Below are 19,006 nucleotides of genomic sequence, written 5' to 3' on the forward strand. Positions count from 1 at the left end.
ATGACATCGATTAAGGACAGACTAAAGGATCAAATATTGGTTTTAGATGGTGCTATGGGAACCATGGTTCAAGCTTTTGAATTATCTGAATCAGATTTTAGAGGAGTGCGTTTTGCCAATTCTAGCTTTGATCAGAAAGGGCATAACGATTTGCTGACACTGACGAAGCCAGAAATCATCAAATCGATTCATCGAGATTTTCTTAAAGCAGGAGCGCATATAGTCGAAACCAATACATTTAATTCCAATGCGATTTCTCTTATCGATTACGGATTGGAAGATTTGGCTTACGAATTAAATTTTGAAGCAGCTAAGAATGCTCGAGAAGTTGTCAAAGAAATTCTGGAGAAAGATCCTTTGACTCCTCGTTGGATAGCAGGTGCAATTGGTCCTACCAATAAAACAGCATCTATGTCGCCAAAGGTCGAAGATCCGGGTTATCGCGATGTGAATTTTGATGATTTGGTTCAGATTTATGCAGAGCAAATTAATGGGTTGATTGATGGTGGTGTTGATGTTTTATTGATTGAAACCATATTCGATACGCTGAATGCGAAGGCTGCTGTTTTTGCTGCAGATGAAATCCTAACCGAAAGAGATCTTGATATACCTATAATGCTTTCGGGTACCATTACGGATAATAGTGGAAGAACACTTTCTGGTCAAACACTCGAGGCTTTTGTAACATCAATGAAATCGGATAGACTATTAAGTTTAGGTTTGAATTGTGCTTTTGGAGCAAAGGATCTGGTGCCTTATATTGAACAATTGGATAAATTGATTCCAGTATATGTGAGTGTGTATCCGAATGCAGGTTTACCCAATGAATTAGGCGAGTACGACGAAACGGCAGAAACAATGACTTCTGATCTTCATGTCCTCTTGAAGGGTGAGAAGATTAATATCGTTGGAGGATGTTGTGGTACGCGCCCCGAGCATATTCGCGCATTGGCTGTAGCAGTAAAGAATGAAAAGCCTCGTCAGTTACCTGTTATAGAACCAGAAACCCGTTTGAGTGGACTTGAATTGTTAAGAATCAATTCACTGTCCAATTTTGTGAACATTGGTGAAAGAACCAATGTGTCGGGATCAAGAAAATTTGCTCGTTTAATTGGTGAAAAGAAATATGAGGAAGCCCTCTCTATTGCTCGTCATCAGGTTGAGAATGGAGCTCAGATTATTGATGTGAGCATGGATGATGCCATGTTGGATGCTGAGGCCGAAATGGAAATTTTCTTGAAGCTTCTTGTGTCAGAACCGGAAATTTCTCGTGTGCCTATCATGATTGACTCATCAAAATGGTCAGTTCTTGAAACGGGATTAAAATGTGTACAAGGTAAATGCGTGGTTAACTCCATTTCGATGAAAGAGGGTGAAGCTGAATTTATCAAACAGGCTTGTAAAATAAAGCAATATGGTGCTGCGGCTGTTATTATGGCATTCGACGAAAGAGGACAGGCTGATACTTATGAAAGACGCATTGAAATTTGCGGAAGAGCTTATAAAATATTAACAGAAGTTGTCAATTTCCCTCCTGAAGATATCATTTTTGATCCCAATGTGTTGGCAATTGCAACAGGAATCGAGGAGCATAATAATTATGCGGTCGACTTTATTAAAACCGTGACATGGATTAAGGCCAACTTGCCATATGCGAAAATAAGTGGTGGTATTAGTAACCTATCGTTCTCGTTCCGAGGAAATAATATGGTTCGAGAAGCCATGCATTCTGTCTTTCTTTATTATGCCATAAAGGAAGGTCTCGATATGGGTATTGTAAATCCAGGCATGTTGCAGATTTACGATGAGATTGAACCTGAACTATTAAAGCGAGTCGAAGATGTTGTTCTCAATCGTCATCCCGAAGCAACTGAGCAGTTGATAGAATTTGCCGAAAGTGTAAAGTTGGAAAGCAAAACCCAGGTGAGGATTGATGCTTGGAGAGAGAAATCTTGCAAGGAGCGTTTGTCTTATTCATTGGTAAAAGGAATTACCGATTATATCGATGCCGATGCAGAAGAAGCTCGTCAGAATTATCCGAGAGCTCTCGAAGTGATTGAAGGTCCTTTGATGGACGGGATGAATATTGTTGGTGATCTCTTTGGAGAAGGAAAAATGTTTTTGCCGCAAGTGGTTAAATCTGCCAGAGTGATGAAAAAAGCAGTGGCTTACCTTCAACCTTTTATCGAGGAGGAGAAAAAAGGATTAGCCGCTAGTCATACAGGTAAAATTCTGATGGCTACCGTTAAAGGTGATGTTCACGATATTGGTAAAAATATTGTAGGCGTTGTATTGGGTTGCAACAATTTCGAGGTCATTGACCTTGGTGTTATGGTGACCTGTTCTAAAATATTAGAAGTGGCTGTTTCAGAAAATGTCGATGCCATTGGTTTAAGTGGTTTGATAACACCTTCCCTTGAAGAGATGGTTTTTGTAGCCAAAGAGATGGAACGTTTGGGCCTAAATATTCCTTTGGTTGTGGGAGGTGCAACTACATCGGAGTTGCATACGGCTGTTAAAATTGAACAAAACTATTCGGGTGGCGTGGTATATGTTAGCGATGCTTCAAAATCGGTTGGCGTATTCAAAAGCTTATGCAATAAAGATAAACGAGAAGCTTATCTGAAAGAAATTCACAATAAGTACGAAGATATTCGTGAGGCTTATGCCAAAGAAAAATCGGCAGAATACTTTACGATAGAACAAGCTCGTGCTAATAAGGAGAAAATTGATTGGAAGACGTCTCCAATTTATAGGGCGAATAAACTTGGCTTGCAGGTCGAACGCAATTTTCCAGTAAGCGAAATACGTCAGTATATCGATTGGACTTTCTTTTTTGTGGCTTGGGAGCTTAAGTGCATGTATCCTGAAATCCTGGAGGATCCTCAATATAAGGATGAGGCTAAAAAGTTATTCGACGATGCCAATTTGATGTTGGATGAGATTGAAGAAAAGAATCTAATTGAAGCAGCTGCCGTTTTCGGTATGTTCCCAGCCAATGCTCTTGGCGATGATATTATTATCTATTCCGATGAGAAGAGAAGTGCGGAACTGACTCGCTTTACCAATCTGCGTCAGCAAGAAAAGTTCCCTAAAGAATTGAGTAACCTTTGTTTATCAGACTTTGTTGCTCCGGTTGAATCGAATCGGATTGATTATGTAGGTGCATTTGTTGCCACTGCAGGATTGGGAATCGAAGAAAGTTTGGCAAAATATGCTGCGGATTTGGATGATTACAAGAGTATCATGATTAAGATACTTGCAGACAGGTTAGCTGAGGCTTATACGGAATTGCTTCACGACAGAGTCAGAAGGCAAGATTGGGGGTATGCTCCCAATGAAGATCTAACTATTGAAGAAAAACTACGAGAAAAGTATCAGGGGATTCGACCTGCTTTTGGTTATCCTTCCTTACCAGAACATTCCGAAAAACAAGTGCTTTGGGACTTCTTGAATGTGGAGGAAAATATTGGTGCAATTCTTACTGAGAATTTTGCCATGTATCCAACCGCAACGGTAAGTGGTCTGTACTTTGCGCATCCCGATGCACTTTATTTCAGTATAGGTAAAATTCAAGATGACCAGATTAAAGATTATGCAAATAGACGTCATATGGCTGAAGAGCAAGCTCAACAATATCTGAGATCATTATAAAATTTTGAACATTAACTATTAACCCATCAAGATGGTAGAACCGCAAACTAAAACTACCATCTTGATATTTTGACAAAAGAAATGAAAGTAATAGACCATATCAACCAAGCTATAGAAAATAGAACCACACATTTTTCTTTCGAGCTGCTGCCTCCACGCAAAGGGAATAGTATTTATAAGGTATTCGATACCATAGATAAGCTTAAGGAATTCGACCCGAAGTATATTAACATTACATCACATTGCGACGAAGTGATTTTTGCTGAATCAGCAAATGGTACTTTCCAAAAAAAACTGACCAACAAACGACCTGGGACGGTTGCTGTTGCTGCAGCGATAAAGAATAAATATAAAGTTACTGTTGTGCCTCATGTTATCTGTCAGGGTTTTACACCAGAGGAGACCGAGAATGCTCTAATTGACTTAAATTTTCTGGATATTCAGGATCTTCTTCTTTTAAAAGGGGACTCATCAAAACGTCATGAGTTTGCGGCTAAGGAATCGGGACATCATTATGCTATCGATCTTATCGAACAAGTTAATCAGATTAATAGAGGAGAATACCTGGATGGAACACATACTGAGGCTTTCGATACTCCATTTTCATATGGAGTGGCAGGTTATCCAGAAAAGCATGAAGAGGCTCCTAATCTCGATTCAGATATTTATTTTCTAAAGAAAAAGGTAGACGCAGGAGCTGATTATATTGTAACGCAGATGTTCTTTGATAATCAAAAGTTCTTTGAGTTTGAAAAAAAGATTCGTGCGGCAGGTATAACCGTACCATTGATTCCTGGAATAAAGCCAATTTCTGCTCTTAGTCAATTAAATTTATTACCTCAGGTTTTCAAAGTTGATATTCCTGAAGTATTAGCTGCCGAAGTTAGAAAGTGCAAAACGAATGAACAGGTTAAAGCGCTTGGTACCGAATGGGGTATTCATCAGAGTAAGGAGCTTATAAAACACGGGGTACCGTCACTGCATTTTTATTCTTTTATGGCAAGTAATTGTGTTAGAGATATTGCTAAGGTAATCTTCTAATTTGTCTATAAAAGAAATTTTTTTTTTAAGACTAAGGCCGTGAATTCTGTTTCAATTGTGAAAATAGAATTCACGGTTTTTTGATTGAATACAATCTCTGATATTAATGGATCTTATTTTTAAATATTCTTTTTTACAGTTTATTTCTTCCTTATATATTTTCTATATGACATTTTTTTCACGTGCCATATCATTTATTGTAAATATGTAATTGGATTCTATTATCCTGATGTTTGGTGGTATGCTTTTTTTGTGTTGATTCGGATTGTGTTTGTTTGTGATCTATTTGGAATCCTTTGTAATTGTGGTGTTTCCAAGCTTTTATTAAAGTAATAATTAGACTTATTAAAATAGATTTCTTATGTTTGTGTTGTACTTCCACGACTACTTATGATAATAAGAGTTTTGGAAGTATTTATGTGAATAACCCTATCCTGATTCTTTTTTAAGGGAGGTGAAATGTTAGTTATTCTTGTTGAGAAATCAGTTTGCGGAGATTATAAGGTCTTAATCTGAATTTTTATTTTGCTTGTCGGAGATGAAAACATGTTTGTCGTAAGACTGTTTTTCAAGAGGAGAAGATAGTATTTGATAAATGTAGTTATCAAGCTGATTTGTGGAGGATAAAAGAGTTAGGTCGGATGGCGAAGATTGAGTGATGGACCTTGTTTAGTTATCATCGGAGGCCATTAAGTCTTGGCCATATGAAATTAAATATTAGTCGGACTAGTTTAGTTATAGGTCCGACCATCAAAAGTGTATATCTGATACCAATTAAGGCTTATCGGAGTATTTAAATCTATTGTCGGAGTTTGTGTTTGGCTTGTTTGTGAATACAAAATTCGATTTTAAGCGTATCTTAATATCTTGGAAACGATGATGTTTGACGGGAGTAGTTGGTTATCAGGTATTATTGATTTTATTTAAAGTAGTATAATTCAAATCAATTATTTTAAATGGGTGTTTCATTTTATAAATTTAGACAAGAAGAGCTTCCTGTAGTGGGAGAGTTACTCTTGCAAATGTTTGAGCGTGACCGGGGTGCTTTTGAGAAGTTTTCTCCTGAGTATAAGGGTGAATTTTTGGAGATAGTTGTGAACCAGATTCGAAAGGTTTTAAACATGACCCAAGCGCCAACATTGAGGGCAGAGATAAAGAGAAAGACGTCAGATTTATACCAGTGTGTAGATGAGATTATTCCCATTCTGGACTTGATAGCAGCTTATGCTAAAAGAGCTAATGCTGCTCTTACAGTTAAAGCTACAGATTTTGGTGTGGCACAGGCTAAGAAAGAAATTCGTAAAAGGAATATTGAAGGGGTTTGCACCAAAGTCAAGGTTGTGGAGCAAAATATTACGAATAATCTAGATGCTTTGAAAGAGAGAGGATATACCGAGGCTTTAGGTACTGAGCTCATTGACATGACTCAAAAAGCATATAAGCTTAACCTGTTACAGGAAGAGAAAATTAGAGCAAAGAAACAATTGGTTGTTAATAATATGACTGAATATACACTTCTTTGGTGTTTCCTAAAAGATCTTTCAGAGACTGGAAAACTCTTAATGAAATCAGATAAACAGAAATGTGATGGGTATAAGTTTAGCCACATTATAAAGCAGGTTCGAAAGTCTAAACCTAATGCAGATATAGCGAATTCAGAAGAGCTTATTAATGAAAAGTCAAATCAGGTTGTTGTGTCTGAAGAAGTTTGATTCGGAATTAATATTTAGTGTGTAGTTGTAGCACTTAAGCACCCTTTAATTAAGGGTGCTTTATTTTTTTCTAAGTTTTGTATTTCTTGCTGATGAAATATTTTTCTCGCAGATCAAAACGATTTCCGCTGACATGATTAAACAAAAAAAAGGACAGTGAACTCTATATATCCCAGAGAATAGAACTGGGATATAAATTCGAGTTTTTTTATCTGTGCAAATCCGTGAGATCAGCGAGAATGTATATTAAGCGAATTTATCGATAATTTTCTGTGCAGTGACTTCAGATAGTTTGATGTTTGATTCGTGAGTCCAACCACCAACGTGTGGGCTTAATAGTACATTGTCAGCATCAATTAAGTATTTAAAATCATCAGGTAATTCGTTGGCATGTAAATCTTCGAAAGATGTTTTTTCATACTCCAAAACATCGAGACATGCACCACGAACCTGTCCTGATTTAAGGTGTTTCACCAAGTCAGATATCTTTACAATCTTCCCTCTGGCCGTGTTAATTAAGAAAAATGGTCTTTTGAATTTGCTTAAGAAGTCATCGTTCACCATAAACATGGTTTCTTCGGTCTGAGGAATATGTAGACTTAGAATGTCGCATTGATCGAAGAGAACTTGAAGCTGTTTTTCTTCACAGAATTCGTCTGAGTAATCGAATTTGTATTTGTCGTAGGCAATTACTTTGCAACCAAAACCTTTAAGACGTTGTGCAAAAGCATTCCCCATATTCCCATAACCAATAATTCCAACCGTTTTGCCTTTAATTTCCAGACCACGATTCTCTTCTCTTCGCCACATACCTATTCCTACCTCAGCATTGCATCGGCAAAGATTGTTGAACAAACAAAGAAGCATACCCAATGCATGTTCTCCTACGGCATCACGATTTCCTTCAGGAGCATTAAAGCAGCTAATGCCTTTACTTTCAGCATAGGGTACATCAATATTCTCAAGGCCAGCTCCCACACGACCTATAAATTTCAGGCGAGTCGCTTTGTCAAGCTCGGCTTTGGTCAATTTGAATTTACTTCTGATAATAAAACCATCGAACTGATCGAAAATTGCAAGCATTTCGTCTTTATTCAATTCGGGTGTATATTGGCAGTCGAAACCTGCCTCTTCCAACATTTCAAATAATCGTGGGTGTGTCGAATCTATAAATAAAACTCTTAGTCGTTCTTTGCTCATTTTAGCTTAAATTCTTCTGTGGTTATTTTTTTTGTTGATGTTTTAATGGGAGTTCACTTTGATGAATCATTATATCCTCAAAATAAAACACCCTTTAATTTTTAATCTAAATTCACCACAAAACTAGCTCTATATCCTCTAACTTTTTTGTTCTCGCCACATATTTCGTAGCCAAACATCAAGGATTTTACTTTTTTCTGAAGTTGCAATTGATCCTTATCCCAATACCATTCCTCTTTAAATTGGATGTTACCAATATTGTTCTCTTGACCATTCTTTTTAAGGATCGCTTTTATTTCAGATTTTGAGAGAAGATGATCGTCAAAATAATCATAGGCTTTTAGTCGTCCACCCATAACTGCGTTGATAACATCTCTTGACATTAATTTGATGTCTGTGTTTTCCAGACATTTCGATTGCCATTCATCTTCAACATCAGGGTTTTTTATGAGAACCTCGTAAGTAATAGGATTTGCAATATTTAGACCTTGAATTGGAGATGTGTTTTTAGGATTTTGGCTACCAGAAGACTCACAAGATGTAAGAACGAGTGAGGCAAACAGAGCCATTAATATTAATGAGTTTGCCTTATTCATAATGAAAGATATTGGTGTATAACAAAAATTAGATGGAAGATTTGGCGATGATAATTCTCATGAATTATCATCGCCTATATTTAAGTTGATATTATCTGTTGAAAGTAAGTCGTTTCCCACGAATATTTTCATCAATTTGGCCTTCGTTATAAACAAGCTGACCATTGACAAAGGTTTGATTTACCTTGTAATGGAAACTATCTCCTTCGAAAGGGGACCAAGCACATTTATAAAGAATATTTTCTTTGTTTACTGTCCATTCATCTTCAGAAAGAAGAACTAAATCGGCAAAGTAACCTTTACGGATATAACCTCTTTTTTCAACTTGGAAAACATCAGCAGGAGCATGACACATTTTCTCAATCACTTTAGCAATACTCAACTTACCTTTGTGAGCAAACTCAAGCATTGATACCAAGGAATGTTGAACCAGAGGTCCACCACCAGCTGCTTGCATGTAGTTGCCATCTTTTTCTTCAATAGTATGTGGTGCGTGATCAGTGGCAATCACATCCAAGCGATTGTCAAGTAAGGCTTCCCAAATTTTAGTTTGATCATCAGCAGTTTTAATAGCAGGATTCCAACGGATTCTTGCTTTTCGACTGGCATAATCGGTGTCGTTGAATCTAAGGTGATGAACACAAACTTCAGAAGTAATTCGCTTTTCTTTTGCAGGTAGCTTGTTGTCGAACAAATCCATTTCCATTCCACTTGAAAGGTGAAGAATGTGAAGTCGGGTATTGTACTTTTGAGCTAACTCTATGGCTTTTGAAGATGATTTATAACAAGCTTCAGCAGATCTAATTTCACCATGATAATCCATTGGGATATCATCACCATATTTCTCACGATAAGTCTCCAGATTAGCATCAATCATTGGCGAATCTTCGCAATGTGTTGCGATAAGAAGAGGTGCTTTTTCGAAAATCTGAGATAGGGTATCTATATCGTCAACCAGCATATTACCCGTTGATGACCCCATAAATATTTTAATACCGCAAACATTTTTCGGATTCGTTTTAATCACTTCTTCCAAATTGGTATTTGAGGCTCCCATATAAAAGGAATAGTTTGCCAACGATTTCTCCGCTCCAAGCTTGTATCGTTCTTCAAGCAATTCCTGTGTTAAAGTTTGAGGTTTTACATTGGGCATATCCATAAACGAAGTCGTACCTCCAGCTACGGCCGCTCTCGATTCGGTAAATAAATCACCCTTCTGAGGCATACCAGGATCGCGGAAATGTACTTGATCATCGATGACACCAGGAATCAATAACTTCCCAAATGCATCCATTATTTTCCAATCTTCTTGAATGTTATCGGGAGAGCCTGTGTAAATTTCTTCAATTAGGTCATCTTTAATTAATACAGATCCTATAAATTGTTTGCCTTCATTTATAATCAAGGCATTTTTTATGAGTAGATTTATCATTTTGGTTGTTTATAGTGTCAAAATTATAATATGCAAATTAAGAATTTTCGGAATGAAAATCACTATTTATCGAATTTAAGAGTTTTAGGACATCTCAAAATATCAGATGTGAAAATAACTTCTTCAATAAATTATTAGAAGAAGTGTTTGGCTTTAAAAGTTAATAGTTGAAATTAGATTTTTAAGATCTCTTGTATTTTCTGAAATAGCTGCGGAGTTTCATTTTAATAACACCCCAAACAGCTTCATTAAAAATACCACCACTCATTTTCGAAGTCCCTTCGGTTCTATCCGTAAAAATGATAGGTACTTCAATAATATTAAAACCGTATTTCCATGTTGTAAATTTCATCTCAATCTGGAAAGCGTAACCGATAAAACGGATTTTTTCAAGCTCGATGGTTTCCAGTACTTTCCGGGTGTAGCAAACAAAGCCAGCTGTGGCATCGTGAACTTTCATGCCTGTGACATATCTCACATATTTCGAAGCGAAATAGGACATCAAAACTCGTCCCATTGGCCAGTTTACGACGTTTACACCAGAAACGTATCGGGAGCCAATAGACATATCGCCACCCTTGCTGGCACAAGCATTATGCAAGCGAATCAAATCTTCAGGGTTGTGAGAGAAATCAGCATCCATCTCAAATACATAGTTGTAATGACGATCTAAACACCATCTGAAACCATCAATATAAGCAGTGCCTAAGCCAAGTTTTCCTTTGCGCTCAAGAATGTGAAGTTGTGCGAATTCTTTCTGTAAATTCTTAACGATATCAGCCGTTCCATCAGGAGAATTATCTTCTACAATTAAGATGTCAAAATCAATATCAAGAGTGAAAACCTTTCTGATAATGGCTTCAATATTTTCTTTCTCGTTGTAGGTTGGAATTATAACAATGCGATCAGTCACTGAATAAGAATTTAGAGTTGAATTATATTTTAAGTCACGAATATAGTACATCTGAATGATATGCAGACTTAAGCTTTGTTAAAAAGTAAAAAAACGATTGATCTTAATTTATAAAAAGCGTTCTTAATATTAAAATCAAATTTATTATTCTATTGTGAAATCTAATCAATTAGATATATATTTGCATCGAAGCAAGACGTAATAGTTTGTTTCAACATATTTATTGTTTCTTCAGGGCAGGGTGAAATTCCCGACCGGCGGTGATAGTCCGCGAATCGAAAGATTGAACTGGTGTGATTCCAGTACCGACAGTAGAGTCTGGATGGAAGAAGAAAACAAGCATCCAATTTGGTTGATGTTTCCATTGGGGGTATTCCCATTGGTTGATGATATTATTAAGCCCTGAATAGTTATGCTATTCGGGGCTTTTTTATTTTTTGCTTAAAGCAGATTTTATTTTGAGAACAGATCAGGATTATAAATACATGCAGTTAGCCTATAATTTGGCTCAAAAGGGATGTGGTGGTGTTAACCCTAATCCTTTAGTAGGTGCGGTTATTGTAAAAAATGATAGAATTATAGGTGAAGGTTACCATGAAATTTATGGTGGACCACACGCTGAGGTAAATGCCTTTCGATCTGCTAAGGAATCGGTAGAAGGTGCGACCATATACGTTACATTGGAACCTTGTTCTCATTATGGAAAAACACCGCCATGTGCTCAAGCTATTGTTGATAATAAGATTGCTCGCGTGGTGATTGGAATGTTGGATCCGAATCCTCTTGTTTCTGGTCGAGGAGTAAAATTATTGCAAGAGCACGGTATTGACGTTGAGTCTGACTTTTTAAGCGCAGAATTATCTCAAATGAATCGTGTGTTTCTAAAGTTTATTCAATGCAAGAAGCCTTATGTCGTGATGAAAACAGCGATGACTCTTGATGGGAAAATTGCGAGCCGAACAGGTGATTCTCGTTGGGTTTCCAATGAGCAATCCAGAGCGAGAGTTCATGAGCTTAGAAACGAGTTGATAGGAATTATGGTAGGCGTTGATACTGTTATTGCTGATGATCCTATTCTAACGACTAGATTGGCAGGAAATAAAAAAGGAAGAAACCCAATTCGAATTGTAGTCGATACTCAGGCTCGAATTCCTTTAGATTCTAAAATACTGAATACAGCGAATGACGCAAAAACATTTGTTGCGGTAACATCAGCAGCTAAGCAAAATAAGTTAGATGAGATTAATGCTCTAGGAAATGAAGTATTGATTATAAAAGAGAAGGATGGAAGAGTCGATTTGAACCAACTTATGCAGGTTTTGGGAGAAAAGGGTATAGATGGCATTCTTTTAGAAGGAGGAGCGACTCTTAATTATGCTGCTTTGGAGGCTCAAATAATTGATGAGGTACATGCTTATATTGCGCCAAAGATAATTGGAGGGAAAGATGCAAAAACACCAGTAGGAGGTGAGGGAATTCAGGTGATGAAAGATGCTGTGAATTTGCAAAATATTCGTTTTGAAAATATAGCCGATGATATTTTAATTATTGGAGATGTGGTTTATTAAAGACTGGAATTTTAAAAGTAAAAAGGAGAAAGGTTAAAGGACAAGTCTGAGCCCAAAATTCACTCATAAATTGTTTTACTCTTTCACAAATTCACTAAAGAAGATGTTTACAGGACTAGTAGAGGAAATAGGATATATAAAAGCCATGAAAAAGGGCAGCAATTCAATTCGTTTGATGGTTGCTGCGAATAAAATCATGGACGACGTAAAACTGGGCGATAGTATCGCAACCAATGGCATTTGTTTAACGGTTGTTGATTTCGATTCAAAGAGTTTTTCTGCTGATGTGATGCCAGAGACAATGAATCGTTCAAGCTTTCATAAGCAAAAAGAGGGATCTCGAGTAAACCTTGAGAGAGCTCTTAGAGTTGGTGATAGAATGGGCGGTCATATGGTCAGTGGACATATTGATGGTGTTGGAGAAATTATTTCACAAACTAAGGATGATAATGCCATTTGGGTCAGTATTTCAGCTCCTAAAAATATTCTGAAATATGTAATTGAAAAAGGCTCAATTGCCATTGATGGTATTAGTTTGACTGTAGCCTATGTTGATGAGAATCAATTTAAGGTTTCAATCATTCCTTTGACTCAGGATGATACAACACTTATTTCAAAGAAAATTGGGAGCCAAGTGAATTTGGAATGTGACATGACTGCTAAGTATATTGAGAAGTTCATGTTTCATAAGGATGATGAAAAGAAGGAAAGTAATATCAGTATGGATTTCCTAAAAGAGAATGGCTTTTTTTAAATAAAAAACAAGGATCTAGCCTTAAGCTAGTTTCAGATATAATCAAATTACAATATTGCAATATAACTCTATACAAGATGAAATTTAATACCATTGAAGAAGCGATTGAAGATATCAAAGCCGGGAAAATGATTGTGGTGGTTGATGATGAGGATCGCGAGAATGAAGGTGATTTGTTAATGGCTGCCGAAATGGTAACACCAGAAGCAATTAACTTTATGGCCCGTCAGGCTGGAGGCTTAATTTGTATGCCTATTATTCAGGAACGTTTAGATGAGTTGAATATTGATATGATGGTTCAGAAGAATACGGACGCTAAGCAAACTGCTTTTACCGTAAGTATTGATGCTGCCGATTGTACGACTGGTATTTCAGCACACGAAAGAGCTCACACCATTCAATTGGTTTTTGATCGAAATGCAAAACCTGAGGATTTTACTCGTCCGGGACATATCTTTCCATTGGTTGCGCGAAAAAATGGTGTTTTGGTTCGTGCGGGTCACACTGAAGCTGCTGTTGATTTAGCACGTTTGGCTGGTTTGTATCCTGCAGGTGTTATTTGCGAAATCATGAATGAGGATGGTACTATGGCACGTGTGCCTCAGTTGCAGGACTACATTAAGAAGCATAACTTGAAAATGATCACTATTGCTGATCTAATTGAATATCGTCGTCAGACTGAGTCGATGATAGAGAAAGTGACTGAAACAGCGATGCCAACTAAGCATGGTGAGTTTAGAGCTCATGGTTACGTCAATAAAATTACAGGTGAGCATCATGTTGCACTTGTGAAAGGTGATGTGAAAGCTGCAGATGAGGTATTGGTTCGTGTACATTCAGAATGCTTAACAGGTGATGCTTTTGGTTCTATGCGTTGCGATTGTGGCGATCAGTTACAAGAAGCTTTGCGTCGTATCGAAGAAGAAGGACACGGTATTCTATTGTACATGCGTCAGGAAGGCCGTGGTATTGGACTTATGAACAAGCTTAAAGCATATCAATTACAGGATGAAGGTTTAGATACTGTAGAAGCAAATTTAGCTCTAGGATTTAAAGCTGACTTGCGTGATTATGGTATTGGTGCAGCTATCTTGTCTGACCTTGGAGTTAAGAAATTAAGATTGATGACTAACAATCCTCTTAAGATTGCTGGTTTGAAAGGATATAATCTTGAAGTTGTAGGTCGTGAAGAAATTGAAATGACTTGCCACGAAAAGAATGAATTTTATATGCATACTAAAATGGAGAAGATGGGACACATCTTACATCAGGATGCAAAATGGAATCAAGTAAATAAATAAAAAACAATAGAATTTTAGATACTAGATTGGAACATTCCAATCTAGTATCTCTAATCCCAAATCTCAAGAAAATGAATACAATTGAAGGAAAGTTAATTGCTGAAGGTTTAAAGTTTGGTATTGTTGCTGGACGATTCAACGAATTTATTGGAGGTAAACTTCTAGAAGGAGCTATTGATGCTATTAAACGTCATGGTGCTTCTGAAGATGATATTGATGTTGCTTGGGTACCAGGTGCATTTGAAATTCCATTGATCGCTAAGAAATTAGCTAAGTCTGGAAAATATGATGCGGTTATCTGTCTAGGTGCAGTTATCAAAGGTTCTACACCACACTTCGAATACGTTTCAGGAGAGGTGACTAAAGGTGTGGCATCTGTTTCTTTAGATCTGGAAGTGCCAGTAATCTTTGGTGTTTTAACAACTGATAGTATTGAGCAAGCTATTGAACGTGCAGGAACTAAAGCTGGAAACAAAGGTTTCGAAGCGGCTGTATCTGCCATCGAAATGGCTAATTTATTGAAGCAGCTTTAATAAAAATATTTTTATCTGACTCACAATCACAGAAGAGAGCACTTGAGAAATCAGGTGCTCTTTTGTTTATAGTTGATTATGGATTCTAATTATTCAGATCTGAAATTAAAAAATCTTCCATACTCTCCAAAACTTTATCTGCAATAACAAATCGTTTTAGATTGTTGGCTTTCACATCAGGAATTGCCACACATTTCATGTTGGCAGCCAAAGCAGCAATCACCCCATGGAAAGAATCTTCAAGAACTAAACATTCTGACGGTGATATATTTAGCATTTTAGCTGTTGAGATAAAAATTTGTGGATGAGGTTTGCCGTATTCTTCAAACTGAGCGGAATGAACCACCTCGAAATAAGATTCAATCTCGAGTTTCTTTAAAACCGACTTAATAATCCTAAGGTTGGAGGAAGATGCAAGGCCAATTTTATAGTTCTGTTTTTGCAGTGTTTCTAGAGTTTTTAGTACCCCTGGCAAGGCAAGTCCTCTTTCCTGCACGAGCTTAATAACACCATCAACAATTTCTACTGCAGTTTCTGCTTGTGTTTTAGCTTGATTAGGATATCTGGAATAAATAATGGCTACAACTTCGTCAATTCGTTTTCCCATAAAACTTTCAAAATCATGTTCATTCAAATCGATGCCTCGTTTCGAAAATAAATTTTTCTGACTTATACGCCAAAAGGGTTCTGAGTCAATTAATAACCCATCCATGTCAAAAATTACAGCCTTAATCATTCTATTTGTGTTGATTCTAATTGTTCGTAAAAATAGCACTAAAATTCATGACAAGAGCTTATGTATTTATGATTTGATTATATTGCATACTTTTCATACATATTCTATCATTTCTATTTAACTGGGGAATAAATTACACCGTTAATCTATGTTAAAACATAGGCGCTAAATGTTGATGCGGAGGGTAATTTTTTATTTTTGTTTAAATCATTTATACTTCTTATGGATATTGTAGTTGAACATCTGACCAAACGTTATGGACCACAAAAAGCGGTCGACAACATATCTTTCAGGGTAAAGGCAGGAGAAGTTTTAGGTTTTCTAGGGCCTAATGGAGCTGGGAAGACAACAACTATGAAAGTTCTTTCTTGCTTTGTATTACCAGAAGAAGGTGATGTTAAAATAGGTGGCTATTCTATTCGAGAGCATCCTGAAATAATCAAAAAGCATATTGGTTACTTACCTGAAAACAACCCTTTGTATCAGGATATGAACATTATCGATTTTCTTGAGTTTATTGCCAAAGTGCATGAAATACCTAAACACTTGATTCAAGAACGATTACTTGATATGGTTATGGTGTGTGGGCTTGAAGGTGAAAAGCATAAGTTGATAAGGGAACTTTCAAAGGGCTATCAGCAGAGAGTTGGTTTGGCTCAAGCTTTAATTCATGATCCTGATATCTTAATTCTTGATGAACCTACTACTGGATTAGATCCCAATCAGATTGTTGAAATTCGTGAATTAATTAAGCGAATTGGAAAAGAGAAAACCGTTATTTTAAGTTCTCATATACTAGCTGAGGTTGAAGCTACTTGTGACCGGATTTTGATCATTAATAATGGAAGAGTTGTTGTTGATGGGACTGCAGAGGAATTAAGAAAACAGGCTCAAGGGAATGAAATCCTAAAGCTTGGTGTAGCAGGGGGTGATATCAACGATATCTTTGAAAAAATTATGGAAATTGATACGGTTGAAACGGTCGATTTTCTTGATTTTGAATGTCAACTTTTGGAAGTTCAATCGTACCCTAATACATCATCGGTGAAGGATATTTTTGACACCTGTGTAGCCAATAATTACTACATAACTGAGATGACACCAATTGAAACAAAACTCGAAGATATTTTTAGAGAACTAACAACCCATTAGTCTACTCAATTTTAATAAAACTTAAAAATAAAACCTAAACCGAATCTTCAATATGAATCAAATTATACAAATAGCTAAGCGTGAGCTAGCAGGTTTTTTCGACTCGCTGATGGGCTATGTTTTAATCATCATGTTTCTGGGTTTTAGTGGATTCTTTACTTGGATTTATGGTGATGATATCTTTTTTATAGGCGAAGCAAACCTAAATATTTTTTTTAAGGTAGCTTATTGGTCCCTTTTCTTTTTCATCCCATCTCTTACAATGAGATCTTTAACGGGTGAGCTAAGAGGTGGAACTCTAGAATTATTACTAACGAAACCCATTAGTTATTGGCAACTCATTTTGGGAAAATTCGCATCTACTGTTATCCTGATATCAATGGCTTTGGCTCCAAGTATAATTTATTATATCAGCTTGTGGTCTATTGGTTCAGTTGATCATCCGGCAATTATTTTAGGCTATATTGGTTTGCTGCTTATGAGTATGAGTTATATTGCTTTGGGGATATTTTGTTCTAGCATAAGTGATAGCCCTATTATTGCGCTTCTAAGTACCTTGTTTATTGGTATTTTTTTTCATCAGATTTTTGAAACGATAGCAAGTTCAAGTTTGGGTATACCAGGGAGTATTTTTAGTGCTTTAAGTATGTTTACACATTTTGGATCGATATCTAGAGGAATATTTGATCTTCAGGATTTTATCTTTTTCTTTTCGATGATCATTTTTGGCTTGTATGCTTCTAAAGAAATTTTAGTATCCCGTAATTTGAAAGCTTAACTGTATATATAGATGAGATTTAAAGAGAATGTTATTTTCCGCTTAGTAGTAGTCCTATCATGTTTAATCTTTTTAAATGTGTTGTCGTCTTATTTCTTTTTTCGTGTTGACTTTACTGCAGATAAGCGTTATACACTCGATAAGGTAACGAAACGAATTTTGCAAGAGGTAAAAGATCCTATCATTATTACCTTGTATGTGTCAAAAGATTTACCCCCTGATATTAATAGAACCATACGCGATTTTAAGCATTTACTCACCGAATATAATGAGCATAGTAAGAAGCGCATCGAGATTGAGGAGGTTAACCCCAATTCAAGTGAGGAGATAGAGATGAAAGCTATTGAGGTTGGTATCCATCCCGTCCCTTTAGAAGTAAGAGAAAAGGATCAGGTGAAAGTTCAGAAGGTATTCCTAGGACTTGTTATTCAAGTTGGGGATAAAACGGAAACAATTCCTCTGATTCAACCTGGAATTGCAATGGAGTACAATCTTTCTACTTTGATTAAACGATTAACAATTCAAAATAAACCTAAGATTGGTTATATCACCGGACATGGTGAACCTGTATTGGCAACTTTAGATCAGATGACTAAAGAACTCTCGGTATTGTACGACTTGCAAGTTATTAACCTGAACAGGCGAATGGATTTGAGTGACTTTAAGGCTATTATTATTTTATCGCCTTTTGAAGAAATTACGAAAATGGAGTTTAATCGCTTGGATAATTACTTAGGTATTGGAGGTAGTATTTTTGTTGGTATCGATCGGGTGAATGGTATTTTGAATCATGGTATTGGGGTTGGTGTAAACACGAATCTTGAAACTTGGCTTGAAGGAAAAGGGATTTTAGTTGAAGATGCTTTTATTGTTGATAGAAAGTGCAGTACTGTAACGGTACAGGAGAAGAGCTATTTTTCATATCCACAGCAAGTTAACTTTCCATACTTGCCTTTAATTACTGAGTTCTCTGACCATAACATTACTGATGGTATAGAAGCTATGATTTTACAATTTGCCAGTCCGATAACCTATGTTGGTGATTCGATTTTATCTTATCATGAGTTAGCCTGGACATCAGATATGTCAGGTAAGCTGAAAGTGCCAGTTAGTTTTAATATTGGTCAGGTTTGGCGACCTAGCGATTTCTTGTTTCCTAGGCAAGTTGTTGCAGCAGCTGTTCATGGTCCTATTGTAAGTGATCAGGAAGCACGGCTGTGTGTCATTGGTGATGGAAACTTTATTGTGAATGGAGTAGGTGAACAAAGAATTACTATTCAACCTGATAATATTAATTTCATTGCAAATGCCATTGATTGGTTGAGTGACGATTCCGGATTAATGAGTTTAAGAACCAAAGGTGTGCAAGCTCGCCCATTAAATGAATTATCTGATTCTAGAGTTTTGTTTATCAAATATTTCAATTTCTTATTTCCCCTACTACTTGTTGTTCTTCATGGCTTATTTCAATTCAGACGAAGAAGTTTAAAACGGACTCGACTGATGAGACCAGGCGTTGTGAAGTAGAGCTGTAACTCTTGTTTTATATGAAATAAATAATAAGATTGAGACCTTTTGCATAGAGATTAATTAAGCTTTGTTGTGAATTTTACTGCTGTCAGTTTTAACTAATTTG

The 19,006-nt window shown here is 36.5% G+C and carries 15 protein-coding genes and 1 riboswitch; of the genes, 10 read left to right on the top strand and 5 right to left on the bottom strand.

Annotated elements, in window-relative coordinates:
• The 3 genes from metH to DWB61_RS06735 all read left to right on the top strand — a co-directional run bounded on the left by metH (window position 1) and on the right by DWB61_RS06735 (window position 6,407).
• On the top strand, window positions 1–3,654 hold the full coding sequence (gene metH, locus DWB61_RS06725; RefSeq protein WP_125030137.1) for a methionine synthase: 3,654 nt from the start codon (window positions 1–3) through the stop codon (window positions 3,652–3,654).
• 81 nt (window positions 3,655–3,735) lie between these two features.
• Complete coding sequence (locus DWB61_RS06730; RefSeq protein WP_125030138.1) at window positions 3,736–4,695, top strand: methylenetetrahydrofolate reductase; 960 nt, start codon at window positions 3,736–3,738, stop codon at window positions 4,693–4,695.
• A 956-nt stretch (window positions 4,696–5,651) separates the two neighbouring features.
• The gene (locus tag DWB61_RS06735) at window positions 5,652–6,407 is read left to right on the top strand and encodes a hypothetical protein (protein ID WP_125030139.1); all 756 of its coding nucleotides are present in this window, start codon (window positions 5,652–5,654) and stop codon (window positions 6,405–6,407) included.
• Window positions 6,408–6,653: 246 nt separating this feature from the next.
• On the opposite strand, the gene DWB61_RS06740 is transcribed toward DWB61_RS06735, so the two are convergent.
• From DWB61_RS06740 to DWB61_RS06755, 4 genes are all read right to left on the bottom strand, one after another.
• Complete coding sequence (locus DWB61_RS06740; protein WP_125030140.1) at window positions 6,654–7,607, bottom strand: 2-hydroxyacid dehydrogenase; 954 nt, start codon at window positions 7,605–7,607, stop codon at window positions 6,654–6,656.
• Between the two features lie 101 nt (window positions 7,608–7,708).
• A complete protein-coding gene (locus tag DWB61_RS06745) occupies window positions 7,709–8,203 on the bottom strand; it encodes a hypothetical protein (RefSeq protein ID WP_125030141.1) in 495 nt (164 codons plus the stop codon).
• A gap of 91 nt (window positions 8,204–8,294) precedes the next feature.
• Window positions 8,295–9,635: a dihydroorotase gene (locus tag DWB61_RS06750; protein WP_125030142.1), complete on the bottom strand. Its 1,341-nt coding sequence runs from the start codon at window positions 9,633–9,635 to the stop codon at window positions 8,295–8,297.
• A 181-nt stretch (window positions 9,636–9,816) separates the two neighbouring features.
• Window positions 9,817–10,548, bottom strand: coding sequence for a polyprenol monophosphomannose synthase (locus DWB61_RS06755; protein WP_125030143.1), 732 nt, complete (start codon window positions 10,546–10,548; stop codon window positions 9,817–9,819).
• A 223-nt stretch (window positions 10,549–10,771) separates the two neighbouring features.
• A riboswitch (FMN riboswitch) is annotated at window positions 10,772–10,886 on the top strand.
• Between the two features lie 120 nt (window positions 10,887–11,006).
• Between DWB61_RS06755 and ribD the strand changes: the two genes are divergently transcribed.
• From ribD to ribH, 4 genes are all read left to right on the top strand, one after another.
• On the top strand, window positions 11,007–12,116 hold the full coding sequence (gene ribD / locus DWB61_RS06760; protein WP_197091182.1) for a bifunctional diaminohydroxyphosphoribosylaminopyrimidine deaminase/5-amino-6-(5-phosphoribosylamino)uracil reductase RibD: 1,110 nt from the start codon (window positions 11,007–11,009) through the stop codon (window positions 12,114–12,116).
• Between the two features lie 103 nt (window positions 12,117–12,219).
• Window positions 12,220–12,870: a riboflavin synthase gene (locus DWB61_RS06765; RefSeq protein WP_125030144.1), complete on the top strand. Its 651-nt coding sequence runs from the start codon at window positions 12,220–12,222 to the stop codon at window positions 12,868–12,870.
• Between the two features lie 77 nt (window positions 12,871–12,947).
• Window positions 12,948–14,171: a bifunctional 3,4-dihydroxy-2-butanone-4-phosphate synthase/GTP cyclohydrolase II gene (locus DWB61_RS06770; protein ID WP_125030145.1), complete on the top strand. Its 1,224-nt coding sequence runs from the start codon at window positions 12,948–12,950 to the stop codon at window positions 14,169–14,171.
• Window positions 14,172–14,242: 71 nt separating this feature from the next.
• Window positions 14,243–14,704 carry a 6,7-dimethyl-8-ribityllumazine synthase gene (ribH, locus tag DWB61_RS06775; protein ID WP_125030146.1) on the top strand — a complete coding sequence of 154 codons (462 nt, stop codon included), beginning with the start codon at window positions 14,243–14,245 and terminating at the stop codon, window positions 14,702–14,704.
• 85 nt (window positions 14,705–14,789) lie between these two features.
• On the opposite strand, the gene hxpB is transcribed toward ribH, so the two are convergent.
• Window positions 14,790–15,440, bottom strand: a complete 651-nt coding sequence (gene hxpB / locus DWB61_RS06780; protein WP_125030147.1) for a hexitol phosphatase HxpB — start codon at window positions 15,438–15,440, stop codon at window positions 14,790–14,792.
• A 222-nt stretch (window positions 15,441–15,662) separates the two neighbouring features.
• Here hxpB and DWB61_RS06785 point away from each other — a divergent pair, with 222 nt between their 5' ends.
• The 3 genes from DWB61_RS06785 to DWB61_RS06795 are packed head-to-tail and all read left to right on the top strand — an operon-like array spanning window position 15,663 to window position 18,897.
• On the top strand, window positions 15,663–16,592 hold the full coding sequence (locus DWB61_RS06785; RefSeq protein WP_125030148.1) for an ATP-binding cassette domain-containing protein: 930 nt from the start codon (window positions 15,663–15,665) through the stop codon (window positions 16,590–16,592).
• Window positions 16,593–16,644: 52 nt separating this feature from the next.
• The gene (locus DWB61_RS06790) at window positions 16,645–17,370 is read left to right on the top strand and encodes an ABC transporter permease (protein ID WP_125030149.1); all 726 of its coding nucleotides are present in this window, start codon (window positions 16,645–16,647) and stop codon (window positions 17,368–17,370) included.
• Between the two features lie 12 nt (window positions 17,371–17,382).
• The gene (locus DWB61_RS06795) at window positions 17,383–18,897 is read left to right on the top strand and encodes a GldG family protein (protein WP_125030150.1); all 1,515 of its coding nucleotides are present in this window, start codon (window positions 17,383–17,385) and stop codon (window positions 18,895–18,897) included.
• The last annotated feature ends 109 nt before the right edge of the window (window positions 18,898–19,006 follow it).

It is taken from the genome of Ancylomarina euxina, from assembly GCF_003863355.1.
Lineage (GTDB): Bacteria > Bacteroidota > Bacteroidia > Bacteroidales > Marinifilaceae > Ancylomarina > Ancylomarina euxinus.

Bases quoted from the DNA above. Each gene is read 5' to 3' on its own strand.
- DWB61_RS06785 (WP_125030148.1), top strand. From the start codon at position 15,663: ATGGATATTGTAGTTGAACATCTGACCAAACGTTATGGACCACAAAAA.
- DWB61_RS06740 (WP_125030140.1), bottom strand. From the start codon at position 7,607: ATGAGCAAAGAACGACTAAGAGTTTTATTTATAGATTCGACACACCCA.
- DWB61_RS06790 (WP_125030149.1), top strand. From the start codon at position 16,645: ATGAATCAAATTATACAAATAGCTAAGCGTGAGCTAGCAGGTTTTTTC.
- DWB61_RS06765 (WP_125030144.1), top strand. From the start codon at position 12,220: ATGTTTACAGGACTAGTAGAGGAAATAGGATATATAAAAGCCATGAAA.
- metH (WP_125030137.1), top strand. From the start codon at position 1: ATGACATCGATTAAGGACAGACTAAAGGATCAAATATTGGTTTTAGAT.
- DWB61_RS06745 (WP_125030141.1), bottom strand. From the start codon at position 8,203: ATGAATAAGGCAAACTCATTAATATTAATGGCTCTGTTTGCCTCACTC.
- DWB61_RS06770 (WP_125030145.1), top strand. From the start codon at position 12,948: ATGAAATTTAATACCATTGAAGAAGCGATTGAAGATATCAAAGCCGGG.
- DWB61_RS06730 (WP_125030138.1), top strand. From the start codon at position 3,736: ATGAAAGTAATAGACCATATCAACCAAGCTATAGAAAATAGAACCACA.
- ribH (WP_125030146.1), top strand. From the start codon at position 14,243: ATGAATACAATTGAAGGAAAGTTAATTGCTGAAGGTTTAAAGTTTGGT.
- DWB61_RS06750 (WP_125030142.1), bottom strand. From the start codon at position 9,635: ATGATAAATCTACTCATAAAAAATGCCTTGATTATAAATGAAGGCAAA.
- hxpB (WP_125030147.1), bottom strand. From the start codon at position 15,440: ATGATTAAGGCTGTAATTTTTGACATGGATGGGTTATTAATTGACTCA.
- DWB61_RS06795 (WP_125030150.1), top strand. From the start codon at position 17,383: ATGAGATTTAAAGAGAATGTTATTTTCCGCTTAGTAGTAGTCCTATCA.
- DWB61_RS06735 (WP_125030139.1), top strand. From the start codon at position 5,652: ATGGGTGTTTCATTTTATAAATTTAGACAAGAAGAGCTTCCTGTAGTG.